Genomic DNA, 2,733 nt, shown 5'->3' on the forward strand with positions numbered 1-2,733 from the left:
GGGATCTGGTCAACAAGATCGACCACTTCATCTCCCATTACAACCAGTCCTGCCGACCCTTCGTCTGGACCGCCACGGCGGATTCCATCCTGGCCAAACTTCAACGATTATGTCAGCGAATTAATGGGACAGGACACTAGGCGTATCATAGTATCGATCGGCAGGGCAGCGCGATCATCAAGTTTCCGGGAGGAAAACGTCTATTTCTATCCCAGGCGCTCGCCGCTCATAAGTTATGGCCTCGAAAGATGCAGCCGAAGCGCCTGCGACAATAACGAGAGATTCGAGGAGATTTTATGCAACATCCAGTCGATCGTTCGCGCCGCCATTTTATTTTCCGGACCGGAGTGGGTCTATTAGCCGCGGCTGGCATGCCGGCATGGGTGCGCGCCATGGAGATGCAGGGCATGACCAAATTGACTCCCAATCGGGCATCTCCCGGCTTTAAACCCGATGTCGAGCTTGAATTGATGGCCCGCCAAGGGGCTATATCCATCCTGCCGGGCGAAGCCACGCGGGTGCAGCAGTATGTAGCCAAGTTGCTGAGCGGTCCGAAGGAAACGCTGGCCGAATTGCCCGGAAGCTATTTGGGGCCGATCATCCGGTTCCAAAAAGGCCAGAAAGTGCGCATTCATTTCCGCAACGACTTGATGGAGCCGACCATCACCCATTGGCACGGACTGCACGTTCCGGCGCTGATGGACGGCCATCCGATGTACGCCATCGATCCGGGCGAGACCTTCGTCTATGAATTCGAAGTGCGCAACCGGGCGGGCCTCAACATCTATCATCCGCATCCGCACGAAATTACCGCGAAGCAGGTTTACTACGGTCTTGCCGGCGGATTGATCGTAAACGACGAGGAGGAGGCGAGACTCGAATTGCCTTCCGGCGAGTACGAGATTCCCATCGTCCTTCAAGACCGCCGGTTCAACGCGCAGAACCAGTTGATTTACGGTCCGCACATGCATGATCGCATGATGGGGTTTTACGGCGATCACATCCTGGTCAACGGTCGTCCGAATTTCGAGCTCGAAGTGGCCAGCCGCGCGTACCGCCTCCGGTTCCTTAACGGCTCCACGGCCCGCATTTACAAGTTGGGCTGGAGCGACGGCACGCCTCTTACCGTCATCGGTGTCGACGGCGGCTTGCTTGAGGCTCCGGAAACGTTTCCTTACGTAATGTTAGCGCCTGGCGAACGCTTGGACGTTTGGGCCGATTTCAGCGGCCGTCCTAAAGGCACCGAGTTAGTGATGCGCAGCCTGCCGTTCTCCGGCGCGCTGCCGAACATGGCCGAGCACATGATGGGCGGCATGGGAGGCGGCATGATGGGGAGAATGGGCATGATGGGCGCCATGGCCTTGCCCGTCGGCAGCGATTATGCCCTGTTCAAGATCCGCGTCACCCGCGAAACGAGCGAAAGTCCGAAGCTGCCGAACCGGTTGTCGAAGATCGACCGGTATACCTTGGGCGATGTCGCCAATCCGGACAAGCCCGTACCTATCGCGATTTCCGAGGGTCCGATGGCGATGCTGCTCAACGGCCGGCCCTATGCCTTCAACGACGTTCAGCCGAGCGAGCGCATTCCGGTCGATACCGTGCAGCTCCTGGAAATTTTCCATACTCGTGGCGGTGGACACGGCCACGACGGGGGCGTCGAAGCGCAACAAGGCATGGGCGGCATGGGGCATGGAATGGGAGGTATGGGCCATGGCATGAGAGGCCACATGATGGGAATGATGGGCGGCGGCCACGGAAGCCAGGCTCAGCAAGAAGGGCAGGGCATGGGAGGCATGGGCATGAGGGGCGGTATGGGGATGATGTTCTCCATGGCGCACCCCATCCATTTGCACGGTCAGCAATTCCAAATCATCAGCCGCACGGTGTCTGCCGAGAAAACCGAAGACTATGCAACCGTGAAGGACGGTCTCGTCACCAGCGGCTGGAAGGATACCGTGCTGGTCATGCCGGGCGAACGAGTGCGCATCATCAAGCCCTTCCAGGACTTCAAAGGCGTGTTCATGTATCACTGCCACAACCTCGAACACGAGGATATGGGCATGATGCGGGACTTTTCAATCGAGTAGCCGTAGGGATTTTGCCCGCCAATAATATTCTGTTCTACTCGAAAACGATTGTAGGGTGGGTTAGGCGCGCACTGGGACAGGTTGGCCGCTGGTCATTGGGCTCCGAGCGCACCGTAACTCACCGGTTCCGCGGCCTTGCCTGGTGGGTTACGGCGCGCGGAAACACCAAAGGAACTTTGCAGGTTCGATGCGATGCGCGCCTAACCCACCCTACACCAGAAACATGAATCGGAACGGCGTTTTCTGCCATATCCTAGGTCGGCAATCCTTTGCCAACGCCCGTTGTTCTAGTCGATACCCGGTCGCTTTCCGTCGACTTCAATCAACCGGTCCAAACGGATCACCAACCCGTTTTTCAACTTCAGAAATTCTTCCTTGTCTTTCGTGTAAATATCCTCGACGTAGTCTTCAACGGTAATGGGATTGCCGGAGATATCCCGGTAAGTAATCTCACACTTTCGGCGCCTTATCGCTAGAGCATTTTCACGTCGGCTATACGGCATAGCCGGCGTTCCGGAAGTAGTTCGTGCATTCGGCCGGAGTCAGCTGATTCAACAGTTCGCCGATGGCGTCCCCAATCGCCTCGACGGTGCGTTGCCCAGCCTTGCGGAGCCGCGCCTTGAGCTTGGCGAAAAGCTGCTCGATC

At 57.5% G+C, this 2,733-nt stretch carries 2 protein-coding genes and 1 pseudogene; 2 read left to right on the plus strand and 1 reads right to left on the minus strand.

Going from position 1 to position 2,733, the window contains the following annotated elements:
• Together VEB01_RS05375 and VEB01_RS05380 are read left to right on the plus strand one after the other, a co-directional pair.
• Positions 1-140: pseudogene (locus VEB01_RS05375) on the plus strand (IS630 family transposase); the annotation flags it as partial.
• A 156-nt stretch (positions 141-296) separates the two neighbouring features.
• On the plus strand, positions 297-2,087 hold the full coding sequence (locus VEB01_RS05380; RefSeq protein ID WP_324873486.1) for a multicopper oxidase family protein: 1,791 nt from the start codon (positions 297-299) through the stop codon (positions 2,085-2,087).
• Positions 2,088-2,374: 287 nt separating this feature from the next.
• Here VEB01_RS05380 and VEB01_RS05385 read toward each other — a convergent pair whose 3' ends face one another.
• Positions 2,375-2,590 carry a hypothetical protein gene (locus tag VEB01_RS05385; RefSeq protein WP_324873488.1) on the minus strand — a complete coding sequence of 72 codons (216 nt, stop codon included), beginning with the start codon at positions 2,588-2,590 and terminating at the stop codon, positions 2,375-2,377.
• Between the last annotated feature and the right edge of the window lie 143 nt (positions 2,591-2,733).

Source organism: Methylocaldum sp. (assembly GCF_035627495.1).
GTDB lineage: Bacteria > Pseudomonadota > Gammaproteobacteria > Methylococcales > Methylococcaceae > Methylocaldum.